General features: G+C 57.8%; 3 rRNA genes. All 3 read right to left on the reverse strand.

The annotated features are described in order from the left end of the window. Window positions 1-2: 2 nt before the first annotated feature. A 5S ribosomal RNA gene (rrf, locus tag G3I53_RS19185) occupies window positions 3-119 on the reverse strand. A gap of 88 nt (window positions 120-207) precedes the next feature. Then, window positions 208-3329, reverse strand: a 23S ribosomal RNA gene (locus tag G3I53_RS19190). Between the two features lie 294 nt (window positions 3330-3623). Beyond that, window positions 3624-5153: ribosomal RNA gene (locus tag G3I53_RS19195) — 16S ribosomal RNA — on the reverse strand. The 16S, 23S and 5S rRNA genes sit together here, the layout of an rRNA operon. Window positions 5154-5395: the final 242 nt, after the last annotated feature.

Genomic DNA, 5395 nt, shown 5'->3' on the forward strand with positions numbered 1-5395 from the left:
TTGTTCGGCGGCGTCCTACTCTCCCACAGGGTCCCCCCTGCAGTACCATCGGCGCTGTAAGGCTTAGCTTCCGGGTTCGGAATGTAACCGGGCGTTTCCCCTACGCTATGACCACCGAAACACTATGAAACACTCAACCGCACCACAGCGTGACCTGGCGCGGGGTTGTTCGTGGTTTCAGAACCAACACAGTGGACGCGAGCAACTGAGGACAAGCCCTCGGCCTATTAGTACCGGTCAACTCCACACGTTACCGTGCTTCCATATCCGGCCTATCAACCCAGTCGTCTACTGGGAGCCTTACCCCATCAAGTGGGTGGGAGCCCTCATCTCGAAGCAGGCTTCCCGCTTAGATGCTTTCAGCGGTTATCCCTCCCGAACGTAGCCAACCAGCCATGCCCTTGGCAGAACAACTGGCACACCAGAGGTTCGTCCGTCCCGGTCCTCTCGTACTAGGGACAGCCCTTCTCAAGACTCCTACGCGCACAGCGGATAGGGACCGAACTGTCTCACGACGTTCTAAACCCAGCTCGCGTACCGCTTTAATGGGCGAACAGCCCAACCCTTGGGACCGACTCCAGCCCCAGGATGCGACGAGCCGACATCGAGGTGCCAAACCATCCCGTCGATATGGACTCTTGGGGAAGATCAGCCTGTTATCCCCGGGGTACCTTTTATCCGTTGAGCGACGGCGCTTCCACAAGCCACCGCCGGATCACTAGTCCCGACTTTCGTCCCTGCTCGACCCGTCGGTCTCACAGTCAAGCTCCCTTGTGCACTTACACTCAACACCTGATTACCAACCAGGCTGAGGGAACCTTTGGGCGCCTCCGTTACTCTTTAGGAGGCAACCGCCCCAGTTAAACTACCCATCAGACACTGTCCCTGATCCGGATCACGGACCCAGGTTAGACATCCAGCACGACCAGACTGGTATTTCAACGACGACTCCCCCTGAACTGGCGTCCAAGGTTCACAGTCTCCCAGCTATCCTACACAAGCCGAACCGAACACCAATATCAAACTGTAGTAAAGGTCCCGGGGTCTTTCCGTCCTGCTGCGCGAAACGAGCATCTTTACTCGTAATGCAATTTCACCGGGCCTATGGTTGAGACAGTCGAGAAGTCGTTACGCCATTCGTGCAGGTCGGAACTTACCCGACAAGGAATTTCGCTACCTTAGGATGGTTATAGTTACCACCGCCGTTTACTGGCGCTTAAGTTCTCAGCTTCGCCCCACCGAAATGGAGCTAACCGGTCCCCTTAACGTTCCAGCACCGGGCAGGCGTCAGTCCGTATACATCGCCTTACGGCTTCGCACGGACCTGTGTTTTTAGTAAACAGTCGCTTCTCGCTGGTCTCTGCGGCCACCCCCAGCTCACCGAGTAAATCGGATCACCGAGTGTGGCCCCCCTTCTCCCGAAGTTACGGGGGCATTTTGCCGAGTTCCTTAACCATAGTTCACCCGAACGCCTCGGTATTCTCTACCTGACTACCTGAGTCGGTTTAGGGTACGGGCCGCCATGAAACTCGCTAGAGGCTTTTCTCGACAGCATAGGATCATCCACTTCACCACAATCGGCTCGGCATCAGGTCTCAGACTATTGCCAGGCGGATTTACCTACCTGACGTCCTACACCCTTACCCCGGGACAACCACCGCCCGGGCTGGACTACCTTCCTGCGTCACCCCATCACTCACCTACTAACCGCTTGGTTCAGCGGCTCCACCACTCCGACCTCGTCCGAAGACTCAGCCGGCGGCTTCACGGCCTTAGCATCACGATGCTCGATGTTTGACGCTCCACAGCGGGTACCGGAATATCAACCGGTTATCCATCGACTACGCCTGTCGGCCTCGCCTTAGGTCCCGACTTACCCTGGGCAGATCAGCTTGACCCAGGAACCCTTAGTCAATCGGCGCACACGTTTCTCACGTGTGAATCGCTACTCATGCCTGCATTCTCACTCGTCAACCGTCCACAACTCGCTTCCGCGGCTGCTTCACCCGGCAGACGACGCTCCCCTACCCATCCATACAGGCGTTGGCCCTTATGTATGAATGACACGACTTCGGCGGTACGCTTGAGCCCCGCTACATTGTCGGCGCGGAATCACTAGACCAGTGAGCTATTACGCACTCTTTCAAGGGTGGCTGCTTCTAAGCCAACCTCCTGGTTGTCTCTGCGACTCCACATCCTTTCCCACTTAGCGTACGCTTAGGGGCCTTAGTCGATGCTCTGGGCTGTTTCCCTCTCGACCATGGAGCTTATCCCCCACAGTCTCACTGCCGCGCTCTCACTTACCGGCATTCGGAGTTTGGCTAAGGTCAGTAACCCGGTAGGGCCCATCGCCTATCCAGTGCTCTACCTCCGGCAAGAAACACACGACGCTGCACCTAAATGCATTTCGGGGAGAACCAGCTATCACGGAGTTTGATTGGCCTTTCACCCCTAACCACAGGTCATCCCCCAGGTTTTCAACCCTGGTGGGTTCGGTCCTCCACGAAGTCTTACCTCCGCTTCAACCTGCCCATGGCTAGATCACTCCGCTTCGGGTCTTGAGCGTGCTACTCAAACGCCCTATTAGGACTCGCTTTCGCTACGGCTTCCCCACCCGGGTTAACCTCGCAACACACCGCAAACTCGCAGGCTCATTCTTCAAAAGGCACGCAGTCACGACTGATGGGCAAGCCCATCAGCGACGCTCCCACGGCTTGTAGGCACACGGTTTCAGGTACTATTTCACTCCCCTCCCGGGGTACTTTTCACCATTCCCTCACGGTACTATCCGCTATCGGTCACCAGGGAATATTTAGGCTTAGCGGGTGGTCCCGCCAGATTCACACGGGATTTCTCGGGCCCCGTGCTACTTGGGTGTCTCTCAAACGAGCCGCTGACGTTTCGACTACGGGGGTCTTACCCTCTACGCCGGACCTTTCGCATGTCCTTCGCCTACATCAACGGTTTCTGACTCGTCTCATGGCCGGCAGACCATGAAAGAGAGATCCCACAACCCCGTATGCGCAACCCCTGCCGGGTCTCACACGCATACGGTTTAGCCTCATCCGGTTTCGCTCGCCACTACTCCCGGAATCACGGTTGTTTTCTCTTCCTGCGGGTACTGAGATGTTTCACTTCCCCGCGTTCCCTCCACTTGCCCTATGTGTTCAGGCAAGGGTGACAGCCCATGACGACTGCCGGGTTTCCCCATTCGGACACCCCCGGATCAAAGCCTGGTTGACGACTCCCCGGGGCCTATCGTGGCCTCCCACGTCCTTCATCGGTTCCTGGTGCCAAGGCATCCACCGTGCGCCCTTAAAAACTTGGCCACAGATGCTCGCGTCCACTGTGCAGTTCTCAAACAACGACCAACCACCCATCACCCCCGGAAAAACCCGGAGTGCACTGGGGCCGGCACTGAAGGAAGTTCATTCCCTCAGACACCCAACAGCGTGCCCGACACCCTCGCTCACTGGTTTCACGTTCCACGCCGAAGCAGTACTAGTGATCCATCAAGCCGAGTGTGCCGAGTAGTCAACGTTCCACCCATGAGCAACCAGTGCGAGACGTTCGCTCGCATCCTGGCCTCTGGACTGCCGAGGCAGCCTAGAAGTGCTCCTTAGAAAGGAGGTGATCCAGCCGCACCTTCCGGTACGGCTACCTTGTTACGACTTCGTCCCAATCGCCAGTCCCACCTTCGACAGCTCCCTCCCCGCAAGGGGGTTGGGCCACCGGCTTCGGGTGTTACCGACTTTCGTGACGTGACGGGCGGTGTGTACAAGGCCCGGGAACGTATTCACCGCAGCAATGCTGATCTGCGATTACTAGCGACTCCGACTTCATGGGGTCGAGTTGCAGACCCCAATCCGAACTGAGACCGGCTTTTTGAGATTCGCTCCACCTCGCGGTATCGCAGCTCATTGTACCGGCCATTGTAGCACGTGTGCAGCCCAAGACATAAGGGGCATGATGACTTGACGTCGTCCCCACCTTCCTCCGAGTTGACCCCGGCGGTCTCCCGTGAGTCCCCAGCACCACAAGGGCCTGCTGGCAACACGGGACAAGGGTTGCGCTCGTTGCGGGACTTAACCCAACATCTCACGACACGAGCTGACGACAGCCATGCACCACCTGTACACCGACCACAAGGGGGGCACCATCTCTGATGCTTTCCGGTGTATGTCAAGCCTTGGTAAGGTTCTTCGCGTTGCGTCGAATTAAGCCACATGCTCCGCCGCTTGTGCGGGCCCCCGTCAATTCCTTTGAGTTTTAGCCTTGCGGCCGTACTCCCCAGGCGGGGCACTTAATGCGTTAGCTGCGGCACGGACGACGTGGAATGTCGCCCACACCTAGTGCCCACCGTTTACGGCGTGGACTACCAGGGTATCTAATCCTGTTCGCTCCCCACGCTTTCGCTCCTCAGCGTCAGTATCGGCCCAGAGATCCGCCTTCGCCACCGGTGTTCCTCCTGATATCTGCGCATTTCACCGCTACACCAGGAATTCCGATCTCCCCTACCGAACTCTAGCCTGCCCGTATCGACTGCAGACCCGGGGTTAAGCCCCGGGCTTTCACAACCGACGCGACAAGCCGCCTACGAGCTCTTTACGCCCAATAATTCCGGACAACGCTCGCGCCCTACGTATTACCGCGGCTGCTGGCACGTAGTTAGCCGGCGCTTCTTCTGCAGGTACCGTCACTTTCGCTTCTTCCCTGCTGAAAGAGGTTTACAACCCGAAGGCCGTCATCCCTCACGCGGCGTCGCTGCATCAGGCTTTCGCCCATTGTGCAATATTCCCCACTGCTGCCTCCCGTAGGAGTCTGGGCCGTGTCTCAGTCCCAGTGTGGCCGGTCGCCCTCTCAGGCCGGCTACCCGTCGTCGCCTTGGTGAGCCGTTACCTCACCAACAAGCTGATAGGCCGCGGGCTCATCCTGCACCGCCGGAGCTTTCGAACCGCCTGGATGCCCAAGCGGTTCAGTATCCGGTATTAGACCCCGTTTCCAGGGCTTGTCCCAGAGTGCAGGGCAGATTGCCCACGTGTTACTCACCCGTTCGCCACTAATCCCCACCCGAAGGTGGTTCATCGTTCGACTTGCATGTGTTAAGCACGCCGCCAGCGTTCGTCCTGAGCCAGGATCAAACTCTCCGTGAATGTGTACCCGTGATCGGGTGTCACACCACGAGAGCGGAACCACCGGAGGAATAATCCGATGGTTCACAGCGTCCTCGCTGTGTGTGTTTCAAAGGAACCTCGTCCATCCGAAACCGGATGGACGGGGTATCAACATATCTGGCGTTGACTTTTGGCACGCTGTTGAGTTCTCAAGGAACGGACGCTTCCTTCGTACTCACCCTCTCGGGCTTTCCTCCGGGCGCTTCCCTTCGGTGTTTCCG

This window comes from Streptomyces sp. SID14436, from assembly GCF_010548465.1.
GTDB lineage: Bacteria > Actinomycetota > Actinomycetes > Streptomycetales > Streptomycetaceae > Streptomyces.